General features: G+C 31.8%; 16 protein-coding genes. 15 read left to right on the top strand and 1 reads right to left on the bottom strand.

Annotated features, from left to right (window positions below; all coding sequences use genetic code 11):
• Positions 1-22: 22 nt before the first annotated feature.
• Entirely contained in the window at positions 23-1,576 is a 1,554-nt protein-coding gene (locus tag BWZ22_RS14615) for a bifunctional response regulator/alkaline phosphatase family protein (RefSeq protein WP_076701316.1), read from the bottom strand.
• Positions 1,577-1,642: 66 nt separating this feature from the next.
• Here BWZ22_RS14615 and BWZ22_RS14610 point away from each other — a divergent pair, with 66 nt between their 5' ends.
• The 15 genes from BWZ22_RS14610 (at position 1,643) to hisH (ending at position 17,674) form a co-directional block, all read left to right on the top strand.
• Positions 1,643-2,872 carry an HD domain-containing protein gene (locus BWZ22_RS14610; RefSeq protein WP_076701314.1) on the top strand — a complete coding sequence of 410 codons (1,230 nt, stop codon included), beginning with the start codon at positions 1,643-1,645 and terminating at the stop codon, positions 2,870-2,872.
• A gap of 113 nt (positions 2,873-2,985) precedes the next feature.
• A complete protein-coding gene (gene lpxD / locus BWZ22_RS14605) occupies positions 2,986-3,999 on the top strand; it encodes a UDP-3-O-(3-hydroxymyristoyl)glucosamine N-acyltransferase (RefSeq protein ID WP_076701311.1) in 1,014 nt (337 codons plus the stop codon).
• Positions 4,000-5,409 (top strand): bifunctional UDP-3-O-[3-hydroxymyristoyl] N-acetylglucosamine deacetylase/3-hydroxyacyl-ACP dehydratase, encoded by a 1,410-nt coding sequence (locus BWZ22_RS14600; protein WP_076701308.1) that lies wholly within the window; start codon positions 4,000-4,002, stop codon positions 5,407-5,409.
• A gap of 2 nt (positions 5,410-5,411) precedes the next feature.
• Entirely contained in the window at positions 5,412-6,197 is a 786-nt protein-coding gene (lpxA, locus tag BWZ22_RS14595; RefSeq protein WP_076701306.1) for an acyl-ACP--UDP-N-acetylglucosamine O-acyltransferase, read from the top strand.
• A gap of 4 nt (positions 6,198-6,201) precedes the next feature.
• The gene (gene efp / locus BWZ22_RS14590) at positions 6,202-6,768 is read left to right on the top strand and encodes an elongation factor P (RefSeq protein ID WP_076701303.1); all 567 of its coding nucleotides are present in this window, start codon (positions 6,202-6,204) and stop codon (positions 6,766-6,768) included.
• A gap of 6 nt (positions 6,769-6,774) precedes the next feature.
• Entirely contained in the window at positions 6,775-7,710 is a 936-nt protein-coding gene (locus BWZ22_RS14585) for a UDP-3-O-(3-hydroxymyristoyl)glucosamine N-acyltransferase (RefSeq protein WP_076701301.1), read from the top strand.
• A 60-nt stretch (positions 7,711-7,770) separates the two neighbouring features.
• A complete protein-coding gene (sucD, locus tag BWZ22_RS14580; protein WP_076701298.1) occupies positions 7,771-8,643 on the top strand; it encodes a succinate--CoA ligase subunit alpha in 873 nt (290 codons plus the stop codon).
• A 111-nt stretch (positions 8,644-8,754) separates the two neighbouring features.
• On the top strand, positions 8,755-9,501 hold the full coding sequence (fabG, locus tag BWZ22_RS14575) for a 3-oxoacyl-[acyl-carrier-protein] reductase (protein ID WP_076701295.1): 747 nt from the start codon (positions 8,755-8,757) through the stop codon (positions 9,499-9,501).
• An 8-nt stretch (positions 9,502-9,509) separates the two neighbouring features.
• Entirely contained in the window at positions 9,510-11,546 is a 2,037-nt protein-coding gene (locus tag BWZ22_RS14570) for a fibronectin type III domain-containing protein (protein ID WP_076701293.1), read from the top strand.
• A gap of 10 nt (positions 11,547-11,556) precedes the next feature.
• Positions 11,557-12,372, top strand: coding sequence for a prohibitin family protein (locus BWZ22_RS14565; RefSeq protein WP_076701291.1), 816 nt, complete (start codon positions 11,557-11,559; stop codon positions 12,370-12,372).
• Positions 12,373-12,651: 279 nt separating this feature from the next.
• Complete coding sequence (gene hisG, locus BWZ22_RS14560; protein ID WP_076701289.1) at positions 12,652-13,509, top strand: ATP phosphoribosyltransferase; 858 nt, start codon at positions 12,652-12,654, stop codon at positions 13,507-13,509.
• Positions 13,509-14,792, top strand: a complete 1,284-nt coding sequence (hisD, locus tag BWZ22_RS14555) for a histidinol dehydrogenase (protein WP_076701286.1) — start codon at positions 13,509-13,511, stop codon at positions 14,790-14,792. The genes hisG and hisD overlap by 1 nt, the downstream gene beginning before the upstream one ends.
• Positions 14,789-15,841, top strand: coding sequence for a histidinol-phosphate transaminase (gene hisC / locus BWZ22_RS14550; RefSeq protein ID WP_076701283.1), 1,053 nt, complete (start codon positions 14,789-14,791; stop codon positions 15,839-15,841). Before hisD ends, hisC begins: the two co-directional genes overlap by 4 nt.
• 25 nt (positions 15,842-15,866) lie before the next feature.
• Positions 15,867-17,006 carry a bifunctional histidinol-phosphatase/imidazoleglycerol-phosphate dehydratase HisB gene (hisB, locus tag BWZ22_RS14545; RefSeq protein WP_076701280.1) on the top strand — a complete coding sequence of 380 codons (1,140 nt, stop codon included), beginning with the start codon at positions 15,867-15,869 and terminating at the stop codon, positions 17,004-17,006.
• Positions 17,007-17,092: 86 nt separating this feature from the next.
• Positions 17,093-17,674, top strand: a complete 582-nt coding sequence (gene hisH, locus BWZ22_RS14540; RefSeq protein WP_076701278.1) for an imidazole glycerol phosphate synthase subunit HisH — start codon at positions 17,093-17,095, stop codon at positions 17,672-17,674.
• The last annotated feature ends 28 nt before the right edge of the window (positions 17,675-17,702 follow it).

The raw sequence follows: 17,702 nt of genomic DNA, 5'->3' as shown, positions 1-17,702 counted from the left end.
GGTGTTTTATGCGTTACATAGATTATTTAGGACTAAAAACTATAAATGGTATTACCATTTCTTCTAAAGAAACACCTCCATGTTGGTAGGTGTTTTTATAATAACTAACATAATGATTATAATTATTAGGATAGGCAAAAAATAAATCACTTTTTGCAAAAATAAATGAACTACTCATTGTTATTGAGGGCAAGTGAATGTCTTTTGGGTTTTTAATTTCTAATACATCTTTAGAATCATAAGTTAAGCTTCTCCCTGTTTTGTATCTAAGATTTAAACTTGTATCTCTATCTCCAATTACTTTTGATGGGTTTTTAACGTTAATTGTACCGTGGTCTGTGGTTAAAATTAATTTAAAACCAAGTTGTTGTGCCCGTTGTATCATTTCTAAAAGTGGCGAGTTTTTAAACCAGCTTAATGTTAAAGATCTGTAGGCTTTATCATTTGAAGCTAATTCTTTTACAACTTCCATTTCTGTTTTAGAGTGCGAGAGCATATCTACAAAATTATAAACAACCACTGTTAAATCGTTATCTTTTAATGAGTTGAAATTTTCAGTTAACTTTTTCCCATTTTTTAAATTGGTGATTTTATAATATTCGTACTCAATACTATTTAGCCCTAAGCGTTTCATTTGAGCTTCTAAAAAATCGGCTTCATGTAAATTTTTGCCACCTTCATCTGTATCGTTTTTCCAGTATTGTGGATATAGTTTTTCCATATCACTAGGCATTAACCCAGAAAAAATGGCATTTCTAGCATATTGGGTTGCAGACGGTAAAATGCTAAAAAAAGCTTCTTCTTTTTCTTTTTTATAGTAGTTTTTTAATATTGGTTCAAAAGCTTTCCATTGGTCATAACGTAAATTATCAATTACAACTAATAGTGTGGGTTGATTTTTATTAATTTCTGGAACAATACGCTCTTTAAAAAGCGTATGAGACATAATAGGGGCATCAGTATGTGGTTTAAACCAATCTGGGTAATTCTTTTCTATAAATTTCCCAAATTGAATATTGGCTTCTGTTTTTTGAGATTCTAAGATTTCAAACATACCCGTATCTTCTATATCTTCTAACTGAATTTCCCAATAAATAAGTTTTTGATACAAATCTACCCATTCTTCATAGGTGTTTACCATAGCCATATCCATGGCTATTTTTCTAAATTCTTGTTGGTAATTAGAGGTTGTTTTTTCAGACACCAATCTAGAATGGTCTAAATTCTTTTTTAAGCTTAGTAGTATTTGGTTAGGGTTTACAGGTTTTATTAAATAATCTGCAATTTTATTACCAATAGCCTCTTCCATAATATATTCTTCTTCACTTTTGGTAATCATTACAACGGGTAAGGTGTCTTGCTTTTCTTTAATTTCATTTAAGGTTTCAAGACCTGTTAACCCGGGCATGTTTTCATCTAAAAAAACAATATCAAAAGAAGCTTCGTCTAAAACATCTATAGCTTCGGTACCGCTTCGGCAAGTAGTTACTTTATAATTACGTTGTTCTAAAAATAAAATATGAGGTTTAAGTAGGTCTATTTCATCATCTACCCAAAGTATTTGTATAGTATTCATTAAAGTATTTATATTAATTGTTATTGTTAATTATATTTGTGATTAAATAATCACAATTTTTAAAGTTTGAATAAACTTAAAATATTAAACGACCCAATTTACGGATTTATTACCATTCCAAATTCGCTCATTTTCGATTTAATTCAACATCGGTATTTTCAAAGACTTAGGCGAATTACCCAAATGGGCATGTCTTATTTAGTATATCCTGGAGCACATCATACAAGATTTCATCATGCCATCGGTTGTGTACATTTAATGCAACAGGCTGTTAATATGCTTCGTTTTAAAGGAGTTACAATTTCTAACGAAGAAGAAAACGCGTTGTATGTTGCAATTTTACTACATGATATTGGGCATGGTCCGTTTTCTCATGCTATGGAGCATAGTATAGTTAATAATGTATCTCATGAGAAAATTTCACTGCTTTTTATGGAGCGCCTTAATAAAGAATTTAACTCAAATTTAACGCTAGCCATAAAAATATTTAAAGGAGAATATCATCGAAACTTCTTATGCCAATTAATCTCTGGTCAGTTTGATATTGATAGGGCTGATTATTTAAAACGTGATAGTTTTTATACAGGCGTAGCAGAAGGGAACATTAATAGTGAACGCCTAATCACTATGTTAAATGTAGTTGATGATGAACTAGTGGTTGAAGAAAAAGGTATTTATAGTGTTGAAAAATTTATTGTAGCCAGACGCTTAATGTATTGGCAAGTATATTTACATAAAACCGGATTAGCAGCAGAACAATTATTAATAAGAGTGTTGCAGAGAGCAAAAGAATTAAATAATCAAGGGCGCAATTTATATGCAAGTACCGCGTTAACTTATTTTTTAAACAATAAAATTAGTATTGATAACTTTACAAATGAAACCTTAGAAGTATTCTCTGAGCTAGATGACTACGATATTATATCTGCAATGAAACATTGGCAACACGATGAAGATTTTGTTTTAAGTAAGCTTAGTAAAATGATTATTAATAGAAATTTATTAAAGATAAAAGTAAAAAAGAAAAAAATTAAAGAAAGTAAATTAGAGATGCATATAACAGATTTTATGCAAGCACATAATATTAGCAAAGAAGAAGCTAAATACTTTGTATTTACTGGTAGTATTTCTAACCAAGCGTACCAATTAAAACATAATCAAATTAATATATTATTTAAATCTGGGAAAATAGTTGATATAGTTAAAGCCTCAGACCACCTTAACTTAAAAACCCTATCAAAGCCCGTAACAAAATATTATATATGTTACCCAAAAGAACAGACACACATTAGGTAACTAATTTTAACTACATTTTAATTTAAAAAACAATACGAGTAGGTGATAACAAACTTTAGGACATTTTTCCTATTTTTGCGCTACTTAAACTAAAAATAACAAACAAATTTAGTGTGAAATTTACAGCACAACAAATAGCAGGGATACTTGAAGGCGAAGTAGAAGGTAACCCAGAAGCAGAGGTATCTAAGCTATCTAAAATAGAAGAAGGAACAGAAGGGTCTCTTACCTTTTTGGCTAATCCTAAATACACATCGCATATTTATACAACTAAGGCATCTGTTGCAATAGTTAATAAAACTTTTGTCCCAGAAAGTAAGATTAACACAACTTTAATTAAGGTTGATGATGCTTATAAAGCATTCTCAAAATTACTAGAGTATTATAACGAAGTAAAAAATAATAAACTAGGTATTGAAGAACCTCATTTTATTGCATCTACTGCTAATTATGGTGAAAATGTTTATATAGGAGCATTTTCTTATGTAGGTGAAAATGTTACTATAGGTAATAATGTGAAAATATTCCCCAATGCTTTTATAGGTGATAATGTAACCATTGGTGATAATTCCGTTGTTTTTGCTGGAGCCAAATTATACTCAGAAACTGTTATAGGGAATTTTTGTGTTATTAACGCTGGAGCTATTATTGGAGCCGACGGATTTGGTTTTGCTCCAAATGAAAAAGGAGAGTATAACAAAGTACCACAAATTGGAAATGTAATTATTGAAGATTATGTTGATGTAGGTGCAGCTACAACTATAGATAGAGCAACACTAGGTTCTACAATAATAAGAAGAGGTGTTAAACTAGATAATCAAATTCAAATAGCTCACAATGTTGAAATTGGCAAAAACACTGTAATTGCAGCCCAAACAGGTGTAGCAGGTTCAACCAAAATAGGAGAGAATTGCCAAATAGGAGGTCAGGTTGGTATTGTAGGACATATTACTATAGGAGACAATGTAAAAATTCAAGCGCAATCAGGAATAGGAAAAAATGTAAAAGATAATGAAGTGCTTCAAGGTTCTCCTGCTTTACAATATTCAGATTACAATAAATCTTACGTTCATTTTAAAAACTTACCAAAAATTGTTAAAACAATTAATGATTTAGAAAAGAAATAAATGGGAATAATTAACACTGAAATCAAACAAAAAACAATAGGAAAAGAAGTTTCTTTAACTGGTGTAGGGCTACATACCGGTAAAGATGTTACTTTAACATTTACACCTGCTCCTGCTAATTTTGGTCTAGCCTTTAAACGCATAGATTTAGAAGGCGAACCTGTAATTGAAGCAGATGCTAATTATGTAACCAATACGCAACGTGGCACTTGTTTAGAGAAAAACGGAGTAACTATTCAAACATCAGAGCATGTCTTAGCAGCTTTAGTAGGAATGGATGTTGACAATGTGGTAATAGAGTTAAATGCCTCAGAACCTCCTATTATGGATGGCTCTTCAAAGTTTTTTGTTGAAGCTATTGAAGAAGCTGGTGTAGTTGAACTTGAAGATGCGTTTAGAGAAGAATTTGAAGTTACAGATATTGTTTCATACACAGATGAAGAAACAGGTAGTGAAATTTTGGTAATGCCTTCAGATGAATACAAAATTACTACTATGGTAGATTTTGGAACTAAAGTATTAGGTACCCAAAACGCCACATTAAATAAAATTTCCGATTTTAAAAAGCATATCGCTAATTCACGTACATTCAGTTTTTTACATGAAATTGAAATGCTTTTAGAACATGGTCTTATTAAAGGAGGCGATTTAAATAATGCCATTGTTTACGTAGATAAACCATTATCTGCAGAAACTATGGATAAATTAAGAGTAGCTTTCAAAAAAGACAATATAGCTGTTAAACCTAATGGGATATTAGATAATCTTACACTGCATTATCCAAACGAGGCAGCAAGACACAAGCTACTTGATGTTTTAGGAGATTTAGCTCTAGTAAAAACACGTATAAAAGGTAAAATAATTGCCAATAAACCTGGGCATTTTGTAAATACCCAGTTTGCTAAAAAGCTATCTAAAATTATAAAGAATGAACGCCGAAATAACGTGCCTAACATTGATTTGAATCAACCACCCTTAATGGATATTACACAAATCATGGCTATGTTACCGCATAGGCAACCATTCTTATTAATAGATAAAGTATTTGAGCTTAGTGATCATCATGTTACAGCAACAAAAAATGTAACAATGAATGAAGAATTTTTTAAAGGTCATTTTCCAGGAGCTCCAGTAATGCCAGGAGTTTTAATTGTTGAAGCGATGGCGCAAACAGGCGGGATTTTAGTGTTAAATACCGTTCCAGACCCAGAAAACTATTTAACGTTTTTCATGAAAATGGACAATGTTAAGTTTAAACAAAAAGTAGTTCCTGGCGACACTTTAATATTTAAATGTACGTTAATCACCCCAATACGTCGTGGTATTTGTCACATGCAAGGGTATGCCTATTCAAACGGTAAACTTTGTGCAGAAGCAGAACTAATGGCTCAAATAACTAAAGTTAAATAATTATGAACCAACCTCTTGCATATGTGCATCCCGGTGCAAAAATTGCTAAAAATGTAGTAATAGAACCTTTTACTACTATAGATAATAACGTTATTATTGGAGAAGGCACCTGGATAGGAAGTAACGTTACCATCATGGAAGGTGCTCGTATAGGAAAGAATTGTAATATTTTTCCAGGATCTGTTATATCTGCTAACCCTCAAGATTTAAAATACCAAGGAGAAGATACTACTGTTGAAATTGGAGACAATGTTACCATAAGAGAATGCGTAACTATTAATAGGGGTACTGCAGACAAAATGAAAACCGTAATAGGAAATAATTGCCTAATTATGGCTTATTGTCATATTGCTCATGATTGTGTAGTAGGTAACAATTGTATTTTTTCCAACAACAGTACACTAGCAGGTCATATTACAATAGGAGATTACGTGGTACTAGCAGGAATGACCGCAGTACATCAATTTGTATCTGTAGGTAATCATGCCTTTGTAACTGGAGGTTCTTTAGTTAGAAAAGATGTACCTCCGTACGTTAAAGCAGCACGAGAACCACTTTCTTATGTTGGTATTAATTCTGTTGGATTAAGAAGACGTGGTTTTCAGGCAGAAAAAATTAGAGAAATTCAAAATATATATAGAATTTTATATCAAAAAAATTACAATAATACTCAGGCGGCTGAAATTATTGAAGCTGAAATGGAAGCAACACCAGAGCGTGATGAAATTCTTCAGTTTATAAAAAATTCTCACCGAGGTATTATGAAAGGATATTTTAAATCAAATTAATTATATGGCTACTACAAGTGATATTAGAAATGGATTATGTATTAGATATAATCACGATATTTATAAAATAATTGAATTTTTACACGTTAAACCAGGTAAAGGACCTGCGTTTGTAAGAACCAAACTTAAAAGTGTTACTACAGGAAAAATAATTGACAATACATTTTCTGCAGGTCATAAGTTAGATGACGTTCGTGTAGAAACTCATAAATTTCAATATTTATACAATGAGGGAGAAACCTATCATTTTATGAATACTGAAGATTATTCTCAAATTGAACTTCAAAAATCTGCTTTAGATAGTCCAGGTTTAATGAAAGAAGGTGAAGTTGTAACCGTACTTATTAATTCAGAAGATGGTATGCCGCTTTCAGTAGAAATGCCTGCTAATGTTATTTTAGAGGTAACGCATACAGAACCTGGTGTAAAAGGAAATACGGCTACAAACGCTACTAAACCAGCAACCGTTGAAACCGGAGCAACAGTTAACGTACCTTTATTTATTAATGAAGGCGATAAAATTAAGGTTGAAACCGAAAAGGGAACTTATAAAGAACGCATAAAAGAATAATAAACGTTGAAATTCCCACAACCACAAACCCTTAAAACCATATCGCAACTAATTGATTGTGAATATATAGGAGCAGATGAATTTCCAGTAACTGGCATGAATGAAATTCATGTTGTTGAAGCTGGAGATATCGTTTTTGTAGATCATCCAAAGTATTATGATAAAGCCTTAAACTCTGCTGCAACTATTATTTTAATTAATAAAAAAGTAGATTGTCCCAAAGGTAAAGCACTACTTATTAGTGATGATCCTTTTAGAGATTTTAACAAACTCTCTAATCATTTTAAACCTTTTCAATCGGCTAATTCACAAATATCAAATTCAGCTATTATTGGAGAAGGCACTGTAATACAGCCAAATTGTTTTATTGGTAATAATGTAAAAATTGGTAAAAACTGTATAATTCACTCTAATGTTAGTATTTATGATGATGCTATTATAGGAGATAACGTTACTATTCACGCGGGTACAGTTTTGGGGGCTAATGCTTTCTACTACAAAAAACGTACTGAAGGTTTTGATAGATTGCTATCATGCGGAAAGGTTGTTATAGAAAACAATGTAGATTTAGGAGCTGCTTGTACTGTAGATAGAGGTGTTACTGGAGACACAACCATTAAAGAAGGAACCAAAATTGATAACCTAGTTCAAATTGGTCATGATACGGTTATTGGTAAAAAATGTTTAATAGCTTCACAAGTTGGTATTGCAGGTTGTGTTGTTATTGAAGATGAAGTAACCATTTGGGGGCAAGTAGGTATTACAAGCGGAATTACTATAGGTGCTAAAGCTGTTATATCAGCCAAATCTGGTGTTAGCAAATCGTTAGAAGGTGGTAAAAATTACTTTGGAATTCCTGCAGATGATATTAGAAGTAAATATAAAGAAATAGCATCTATAAAAAAGATACCTGAAATTTTAGATATTTTAAAAAACCAGTAAAAAATTGCAGCAAAAAAAATTACATTTGTTTATATTTTTTACATAACAAAATAAACACGTATGAGCGTTTTAGTAAATAAAGATTCAAAAATAATAGTACAAGGCTTTACAGGTAGCGAAGGAACTTTCCATGCAACCCAAATGATTGAATACGGTACCAACATTGTTGGAGGTGTGACTCCAGGAAAAGGAGGTCAAACACATTTAGATAAGCCTGTATTTAATACAGTTGAAGAAGCTGTTAAAGAGGTTGGTGCAGATACAACTATCATTTTTGTACCGCCAGCATTTGCTGCTGATGCTATTATGGAAGCTGCAGATGCCGGGATAAAAGTAATTATTACAATTACAGAAGGTATACCTGTTGCAGATATGATTAAAGCTTCAGATTATATTAAAGATAAAGATTGTCGTTTAATAGGACCTAACTGTCCAGGGGTAATCACTCCAGGAGAAGCTAAAGTAGGTATTATGCCAGGGTTTGTTTTTAAACAAGGTAAAGTAGGTATTGTTTCAAAATCAGGAACTTTAACTTATGAAGCGGCAGACCAAGTTGTAAAACAAGGTTTAGGAATTACCACAGCAATTGGTATTGGTGGAGACCCAATTATTGGAACAACAACTAAAGAAGCTGTTGAATTATTAATAAACGATCCAGAAACAAAAGCAGTTGTTATGATTGGTGAAATTGGAGGTCAGTTAGAAGCAGATGCTGCAAATTGGTACAAAGAAAGCGGTAGTAAAAAACCTGTAGTTGGCTTTATTGCTGGCGAAACTGCTCCTGCAGGACGTACAATGGGGCACGCAGGAGCCATTGTTGGCGGTAGTGATGACACAGCACAAGCCAAAAAGAAAATCATGAGAGCTTGTGGAATTCATGTAGTAGATTCTCCTGCTGAAATAGGAAAAAAAGTAGCTGAAGTTATTGCTTAAAAAACAATAATATACATTTTAAAAACCTCGCAATATTTTGTGGGGTTTTTTATTTTGAAACAACTGTAATTAGTATATTTGAATATCAACTAATACAACAAATTAATTTAAATGAAACTATTAGAAGGAAAAACAGCAATTATCACAGGGGCGAGCAGAGGTATAGGAAAAGGAATAGCTCAAGTATTTGCACAACAAGGTGCTAATGTGGCTTTTACATACAGTTCGTCTGTTGATGCGGCTAAAGCTTTAGAAGAAGAATTAAATAAATTAGGTATAAAAGCCAAAGGTTATCAAAGTAATGCTGCTAATTTTGAAGAAGCTCAAAAACTAGCTCAAGAGGTTGTTAATGAATTTGGAAGTATTGATGTTTTAGTTAATAACGCAGGTATAACAAAAGATAATCTGTTAATGCGTATTAGCGAAGAAGATTTTGATAAGGTTATTGAAGTTAACCTAAAATCGGTTTTTAATATGACCAAAGCCGTACAACGTACCATGTTAAAACAACGTAAAGGTTCAATTATTAACATGAGTTCTGTAGTTGGTGTAAAAGGAAACGCAGGACAAACCAATTATGCGGCTTCTAAAGCAGGTATTATCGGGTTTTCTAAATCGGTTGCTCTAGAACTTGGTTCAAGAAACATTAGAAGTAACGTGATTGCTCCTGGTTTTATTGAAACAGAAATGACTGCTAAATTAGATGAAGAAGTTGTAAAAGGATGGCGTGCAGGAATTCCTCTAAAACGCGGTGGTACTCCTGAAGATGTTGCAAATGCTTGTGTGTTTTTAGCTAGTGATTTGTCGGCTTATGTAACAGGGCAAACTTTAAATGTTGATGGCGGAATGTTAACCTAACACATGATATGCCAACAGAAACCTTAATTTATATAATACTATCTGGAATATTAGCGCTATTTATAGCGCTTTTTCAGTATAGATATAAATCAAAAATAAAAAGTTCTAAACTAAATTGGCTTTTTACTTTTTTAAGGTTTATAACTGTTTTTGCGTTTTTACTACTCATAGTTAATCCTAAATTTGAACAAATAAAAATAGTTTCTGAAAAACCAAATTTAGTTATCGCTGTTGATAATTCAAGCTCTATAAACTATTTAAATAGAGCAGAAGATGCCAATACAATGTTTAATAGTTTAAAAAATAATAAAGAGTTAAATACTAAATTTAATGTTACAACCTATTTGTTTGGAAACACACTTAAAACTTCAGATTCCTTAACCTTTAATGAGAGTGAAACTAATATAAATAATGCGTTTGGGCAATTAGCGCAAATTTACAAAACAACAGTATCTCCAACAGTTTTGATATCTGATGGCAACCAAACCTTTGGTAACGACTACCAGTTTGCCTATACTACTTACAAACAGCCTGTTTATCCAATTATTTTAGGAGATACCATTACGTATACCGATTTAAAAATTCAGCAACTTAACGTTAATAAATATGCGTATTTAAAAAATAGATTTCCTATTGAAGCTATTTTGGTATATAATGGAAGTCAAAATGTAAATACTAAATTAGAAGTGGTAAAAGGTAATACAACGGTGTATTCTCAACCTATTAGTTTTACCAAAACCAATAATTCTAAAATTATCAACCTCACTTTACCTGCAAATTCTATTGGTATTAATAGTTATAAACTAAATTTAATTCCTTTAGAAAATGAAAAAAATAAAGTAAATAACTCTAAAAATTTTGCTGTTGAAGTTATAGATCAAAAAACTAAAATAGCTATTGTAGCCGATATTATTCATCCAGATATTGGAGCCTTTAAAAAAAGTATTGAGAGTAATGAACAACGTTCTGTTTCTGTTTTAAAACCCAATGAAATTCTAAGTCAACTTAATGATTTTCAATTAATAATAGTTTATCAACCAAACAATAGGTTTAAAAAGTTATTTGATGAATTAAACAAACTAAATAAGAACAGATTTGTAGTTATTGGCACCAAAACAGATTTAAGTTTTATAAATTCAATCAGTACAAATTATTCGCATGAAATTGTTTTACAAACCGAAGAATATCAAGCCAATTTCAATTCAAATTTCAGTCCTTTTCAAGTTGATGATATAAACTTTGAATCTTTCCCTCCATTAAATGCTCTTTACGGTTCTATTAAATTTAATGTACCATTTCAAACTATCTTAAATAAAAGAATAGGAAATGTTTCAATACAACAACCTTTATTGGCTGCTGTTGAAGTTAACAAACAACGTGAAGTTGTATTGCTAGGAGAGAATATTTGGAAATGGCGCGCTCAAAGCTATTTAAATTCCAAATCATTTAACGAATTTGATAATTTTATAGGAAAACTTATCCAGTATTTAGCTTCAAACAAACAAAGAAACAGACTTAATGTTGACTATGAGTCGTTTTATATAGGCAACAGTAATGTTGTAATTAACGCCCAATTTTTCGATAAAAATTATGTTTTTGATGATAGAGAAACTTTAAGTATTTTGGTTGAGGATAAATTATCAGAGAGTAAATTTGAATTCCCTTTTGTTCTAAAAAATAATAACTATCAAGTAGATTTAAGTAATTTAAAACCATCTGAATATAATTTTACGGTTAGGGCTAAAAACGAAAATATTAGTAAATCGGGTAGTTTTACTATTTTAGAATATAATGTAGAACAACAATTTTTGAATGCCAATGTAACAAAGTTGCAACAGTTGGCTACTAACAGTAGTGGAAAGAGTTATTTTATTGATAAAACCAATGATTTAATTAAAGACCTAATGAGCGATAATCGTTACGTTTCCGTTCAAAAAAGCAATAAAAATATCATACCTTTGATAGATTGGAAATTTCTATTAGCAATTATAGCTTTAAGCTTATCTGCTGAGTGGTTTTTGAGAAAATATAACGGACTAATTTAAATAAAACATAATGGAAAAATTACCTAAAGTAGCACTACCTTTTATAATTGGTGGTATCATATTAATAATTGTATTAGCAAAATCAGCTGTAACTATTGGATCTGGTGAAGCAGGTGTACTTTACAAAACCTTTGGAGGAGGTGTAGTAACAGATAAACCTCCTATGGGAGAAGGTTTTCATATTGTAGCACCTTGGAACAAAGTATTTATTTATGAAGCACGCCAACAGGAGTTAACAGAACGTATGAAAGTTTTATCTTCTAATGGATTAGATATTCAATTAGAAGCTTCGGCTTGGTATAAACCAGAATTAGAAAACTTAGGAAAATTACACCGAGAAAAAGGTGCAAATTATCTAGAGCGCGTACTAAAACCAGCTATTAGATCTGCTACTAGAAGTGTAGTTGGTAGATACACTCCAGAACAAATTTATTCATCAAAAAGAGATGCTATTCAACAAGAAATTTTTGATGAAACCAAAAAAATTGTAGATGATCAATATATTGATTTACTAGAAATTTTAGTGCGCGATGTAACCTTACCAACAGCAATAAAAGATGCTATTGAGCGTAAATTGGGGCAAGAACAACAATCTTTAGAATATGAGTTTAGATTAATTACAGCCCAAAAAGAAGCAGAAAAACAACGTATTGAAGCGCAGGGTAAAGCCGATGCTAACAGGATTTTAAGTGCATCATTAACCGATAAAATTTTACAAGACAAAGGTATTGAAGCAACCATGAAACTATCAGAGTCTCCAAACAGTAAAGTTATTGTTATTGGTTCTGGAGATAGTGGATTACCAATTATTCTTGGCAATCAGTAAATAATTTATTTAAATATTTTACAAAAATTCAAAAAATGTAAAATGTTTTAATATTTATAAATTAAAGTTTGAAATATTACTTTTATTATAGATATTTGCTACAGAAATAAAAAAAACATGACTTTTATTCAAACACATCATCATTTTCATATTTGCTCTCAAGCGAAGTGAAAATGTATTGAATAAAATGAAAATATATTTAAACCCGTTTGAGACAATCAAGCGGGTTTTTCATTTCTAAAATCAACTAGATTGTTTCAAACTCATAACTAAAATAAAATGAGTAAATTAAGAATTGCAGTACAAAAATCGGGTCGATTGAATGAAGACTCAATGAAAATTTTAAAAGACATCGGTATATCTATCGATAACGGAAAAGACCAGCTAAAAGCTTCGGCTAAAAATTTTCCAGTAGAGGTGTTTTACCTTAGAAATGGTGATATTCCTCAATACTTAAAAGATGGTGTTGTAGATGTTGCTATTATTGGTGAAAATGTTTTAATTGAAAAAGGCGAAGGTATTGAGATTGCTGAAAAACTAGGCTTTTCAACCTGTCGTGTGTGTATTGCTGTACCAAAAGCTGATACATATAACAGTATAAAAGATTTAGAAGGTAAGCGCATTGCAACATCGTATCCAAATACGGTGCAAATGTTTTTAGATGAACACGGTGTTAATGCCAAATTACATATCATTAATGGTTCGGTAGAAATTGCACCAAATATTGGGCTAGCAGATGCTATTTGCGATATAGTTTCTAGCGGTAGTACCTTGTTTAAAAACAATTTAAAAGAGGTAGATACCATTTTAAAATCAGAGGCGGTTTTAGCAGTATCACCAACATTAAATGAAGAACGAAAAGCTATTTTAGAAACCGTAAAATTTAGAATACAATCTGTTTTAAAAGGCAGACAATCAAAATACATCCTTTTAAACGCACCAAATGATAGAATTCAAGATATTATTAATGTGTTACCAGGCATGAAAAGTCCAACCGTGCTACCATTAGCCGAAGAAGGTTGGAGCTCAGTACATTCCGTAATTAGTAAAAATGAATTTTGGGATGTTATAGACGATCTAAAAGCTAAAGGTGCTCAAGGAATTCTGGTTTGTCCAATTGAAAAAATGGTGCTATAATGCAAGTAATTAACAACCCAGACAAAACCACTTGGATTGATGTTTTAAAACGTCCTACACAAACCGTTGATGATATTGAAGGTGTTGTTAGTGAAGTTTTTACTGATGTTCAACAGCGTGGTGATTTAGCTATTAAGCAATACACAGAGCGTTTTGATAAAGTGACACTAGATACTAATTTAGTGTCTGCTCAAGAGATTAACGAAGCTGTTAATTCCATTCCCGAAGCTTTAAAAAAGGCTATAAAATGTGCCAAAAATAATATTGAAGTCTTCCATAGTGCACAAAAAACGCAAAAAGTAGAAGTAGAAACTACCAATGGCGTACAATGTTGGCAAGAAAAACGCCCAATTGAAAGTGTAGGTTTATACATTCCCGGAGGAACAGCACCTTTGTTTTCAACGGTATTAATGCTAGCTGCACCTGCTCAAATTGCAGGTTGTAATGAAATTGTTTTGTGTTCGCCACCAAATAAAGAAGGGAAACTAGCTCCAGAAATTTTATATGCAGCTAAACTTTGTGGTGTCACTAAAGTATTTAAAGTAGGAGGCATTCAAGCCATTGCAGCTTTAGCGTTTGGTACAGAAACCATTCCACAGGTTTATAAAATTTTCGGACCCGGAAACCAGTATGTAACTGTGGCTAAACAATTAGCAACAAAATACGGTGTGGCTATTGATATGCCTGCTGGACCAAGTGAATTGTTAGTAGTTGCAGATAAAACGGCTAATGCTAGTTATATTGCTTCAGATTTATTAAGTCAAGCCGAACACGGAGTTGATAGTCAGGTTATTTTGGTGTCTACTTCAAAAGATTTAATTTCCAAAGTTTCAAAAGAAGTTGAAGTGCAATTAAACGTACTGCCAAGAAAGGATATTGCAGAAAAAGCTATTGCCAATTCTAAATCTATTTTTGTTGATACTGATGAAATAGCTTTAGAGTTAATCAATCAATACGGGCCAGAGCATTTTATTATCTGTTCAAAAAATGAAGATTTTTATGTGAATGGTATTAGAAACGCAGGGTCGGTTTTTATAGGTGATTATACACCAGAAAGTGCTGGTGATTACGCATCTGGAACCAACCATACATTGCCAACAAACGGATTTAGTAAAGCCTATTCTGGTGTGAATTTAGATAGTTTTATGAAGAGTATGACCTTTCAAAAAATATCAAAAGAAGGGATTTTAAATATTGGTGAAACAATAGAATTAATGGCTGAAGCCGAAGGGTTGCAAGCGCATAAAAATGCGGTAAGTATCCGGTTGAAAGATTTAAAATGAAAACTTTTAATATCCAAAATATAATTAGAGCGAACGTTAAAGCTATGAAAGCTTATAGTTCGGCGCGTGACGAATATGTTTCCGATGGTTCTAAAATGATTTTTTTAGATGCTAACGAAAATCCGTTCGAAAATGGAGTGAATCGTTATCCAGATCCGTTACAGCGTACATTAAAATCTGTTTTATCAGAACAAAAAAAGGTTCCTGAAAACCAAATGTTACTTGGTAATGGTAGTGATGAAGTGTTAGATTTATTATTCAGAGCTTTTTGCGAACCAAAGCAAGATAATATCATTACCTTACCGCCAACTTATGGTATGTACTCGGTTTTATCTAATCTAAACGAAGTTGAAGAACGAAAAGTTGAGTTAAACGCAAGTTTTCAACCAAATGTTGAAGCTATTTTAGATGCTATTGATGAAAACTCAAAAATGATTTTCATTTGTTCACCTAATAACCCAACAGGAAACCTTATTGCTTCAGAAAAAATTAAAACATTACTTGAAAAATTTAATGGTTTGGTAGTAATTGATGAAGCTTATATTGATTTTTCAAATCAAGGCAGTTGGATTTCAGAATTAAATAATTATCCAAATTTAATTGTTACTCAAACGCTATCAAAAGCTTATGGATTAGCAGGAATTCGTTTAGGCTTGTGTTTCGCTTCCGCAGATATTATTGCAGTTTTAAACAAAATTAAACCGCCGTATAATGTTAATGAGTTAACGCAAAAACGAGCCTTAGAGCGTATTTTGAATGTAGAAGCTGTAAATGAAGAAATAAAATTAGTTTTAAAAGAGCGTAACATTTTAATTGAAGCGTTAAAAAATATCAGTTTTGTAGAAACCATTTTTCCTACCGAAGCTAATTTTGTTTTGGCAAGGGTTGATGATGCTACTAAACGTTATAATCAGTTAATTGAAAAAGGTATCGTTATTAGAAATAGAACCACACAACCACTTTGCGAAAACACATTGCGTTTTACAGTGGGAACTAAAACTGAAAACGAAACATTAATTTCTGCTTTAATGCAGTTAGCAAATAGCTAATATCCAAAAGCTAAAAAGCTTAATTATGAAAAAAGTACTATTTATAGACAGAGACGGAACTTTGGTGTTAGAACCGCCAGTAGATTATCAATTAGATAGTTTAGAAAAATTAGAGTTCTACCCAAAAGTATTTCAATATATGGCTAAAATAGCTAGTGAATTGGATTTCGAATTGGTGATGGTTACTAACCAAGATGGTTTAGGTACCGATTCGTTTCCAGAAGACACCTTTTGGCCTGCTCATAACAAAATTATCAATGCCTTTAAAAAAGAAGGTGTTGAATTTGCTGCAGTTCATATTGATAAAACCTTTCCGCATGAAAATGCCAATACACGTAAACCAAGAACTGGTTTATTAACTCAGTACTTTGATAAAGAAAAATACGATTTAGAAAATTCGTTTGTGCTAGGTGATCGTATTACCGATATGGAATTAGCAAAAAACCTTGGAGCAAAGGGTATTTTTTTATCTGAAAATACAGAATTAGGTGCTGATGAAATTGAGTCGTCAAAACAAGAAATTCTAGACTGTATTGCTTTAACAAGTACTAGCTGGAAAGAAATTTATGAGTTTTTAAAACTTAAAGATAGAGTTCAAGAAATTACTCGTAACACCAATGAAACTCAGATTTATATAAAATTAAATCTTGATGGTTCTGGTAAAAATGATATCGATACAGGCTTATCGTTTTTCAATCATATGTTGGATCAAATTGGTCGCCATGGTGCTATGGATTTAACCATAAAAGTTAATGGTGATTTAGAAGTAGATGAGCACCATACTATTGAAGATACCATGATTGCTTTAGGTGAATTATTCAATAAAGCCTTAGGAAATAAATTAGGTATTGAGCGTTACGGATTCTGTTTACCAATGGATGATTGTTTAGCACAAGTTGCTGTAGATTTTGGTGGCAGAAATTGGTTAGAATGGGATGCCGAATTTAAACGAGAAAAAATAGGTGACATGCCAACAGAAATGTTTTACCACCTATTTAAATCGTTTACCGATGGCGCAAAATGTAATTTAAACATAAAAGCTGAAGGCGTAAACGAGCATCATAAAATTGAAGGCATTTTTAAAGCCTTTGCTAAAGCTATGAAAATGGCCGTAAAACGCGATGCTAACAAAATGTTTTTACCATCAACTAAAGGAATGTTGTAATAGTTACTTGTTTACTGTTGTTAGTTATTTGCTTTTTTGCAGAGAATAACTAGTAACAAACAACAAATAACCAAGAACAAATAAAAATGAAATTAGTAATTATAGACTACGGTGCTGGAAATATAAAAAGTATTCAGTTTGCTTTTAACCGTTTAGGGGCAGAAGCCGTATTATCTAAAAATCCAGAAGAAATTAAAGCAGCCGATAAAGTAATTTTCCCAGGAGTTGGAGAAGCAAGTTCTGCCATGAAAATGCTTCAAGAAAGTGGTTTAGATAAATTAATTCCAACACTCAAACAGCCTGTTTTAGGTATTTGTTTAGGCATGCAACTCATGTGTTTGCATACCGAAGAAGGGAATACCAAAGGCTTAGGTATTTTTCAAACTAATGTAAAGCGCTTTTCAAAGAATGTAAAAGTGCCTCAAATGGGTTGGAACGTAATCAAAAATTTAAAATCAGATTTATTTAAAGGCATCAAAGAAAACGAATACATGTATTTAGTACATAGTTACTATGCCGAACATTGTAATGAAACTATTGCTGCCACAGATTATGAAATTAATTACGCATCAGCATTACAACATGAGAATTTTTATGGTACCCAATTTCACCCAGAAAAAAGTGGAAACGAAGGAGCTAAAATATTAAAGAATTTTTTGAAGTTATAGGTTCAATATTAGATATTAAAAGTTTTAA

The sequence above is a fragment of the Seonamhaeicola sp. S2-3 genome (assembly GCF_001971785.1).
In the GTDB taxonomy this organism is placed as follows: domain Bacteria; phylum Bacteroidota; class Bacteroidia; order Flavobacteriales; family Flavobacteriaceae; genus Seonamhaeicola.
The sequence above is the reverse complement of the archived record's forward strand: the minus strand, read 5'-3'. Positions and strand labels throughout refer to the sequence as shown.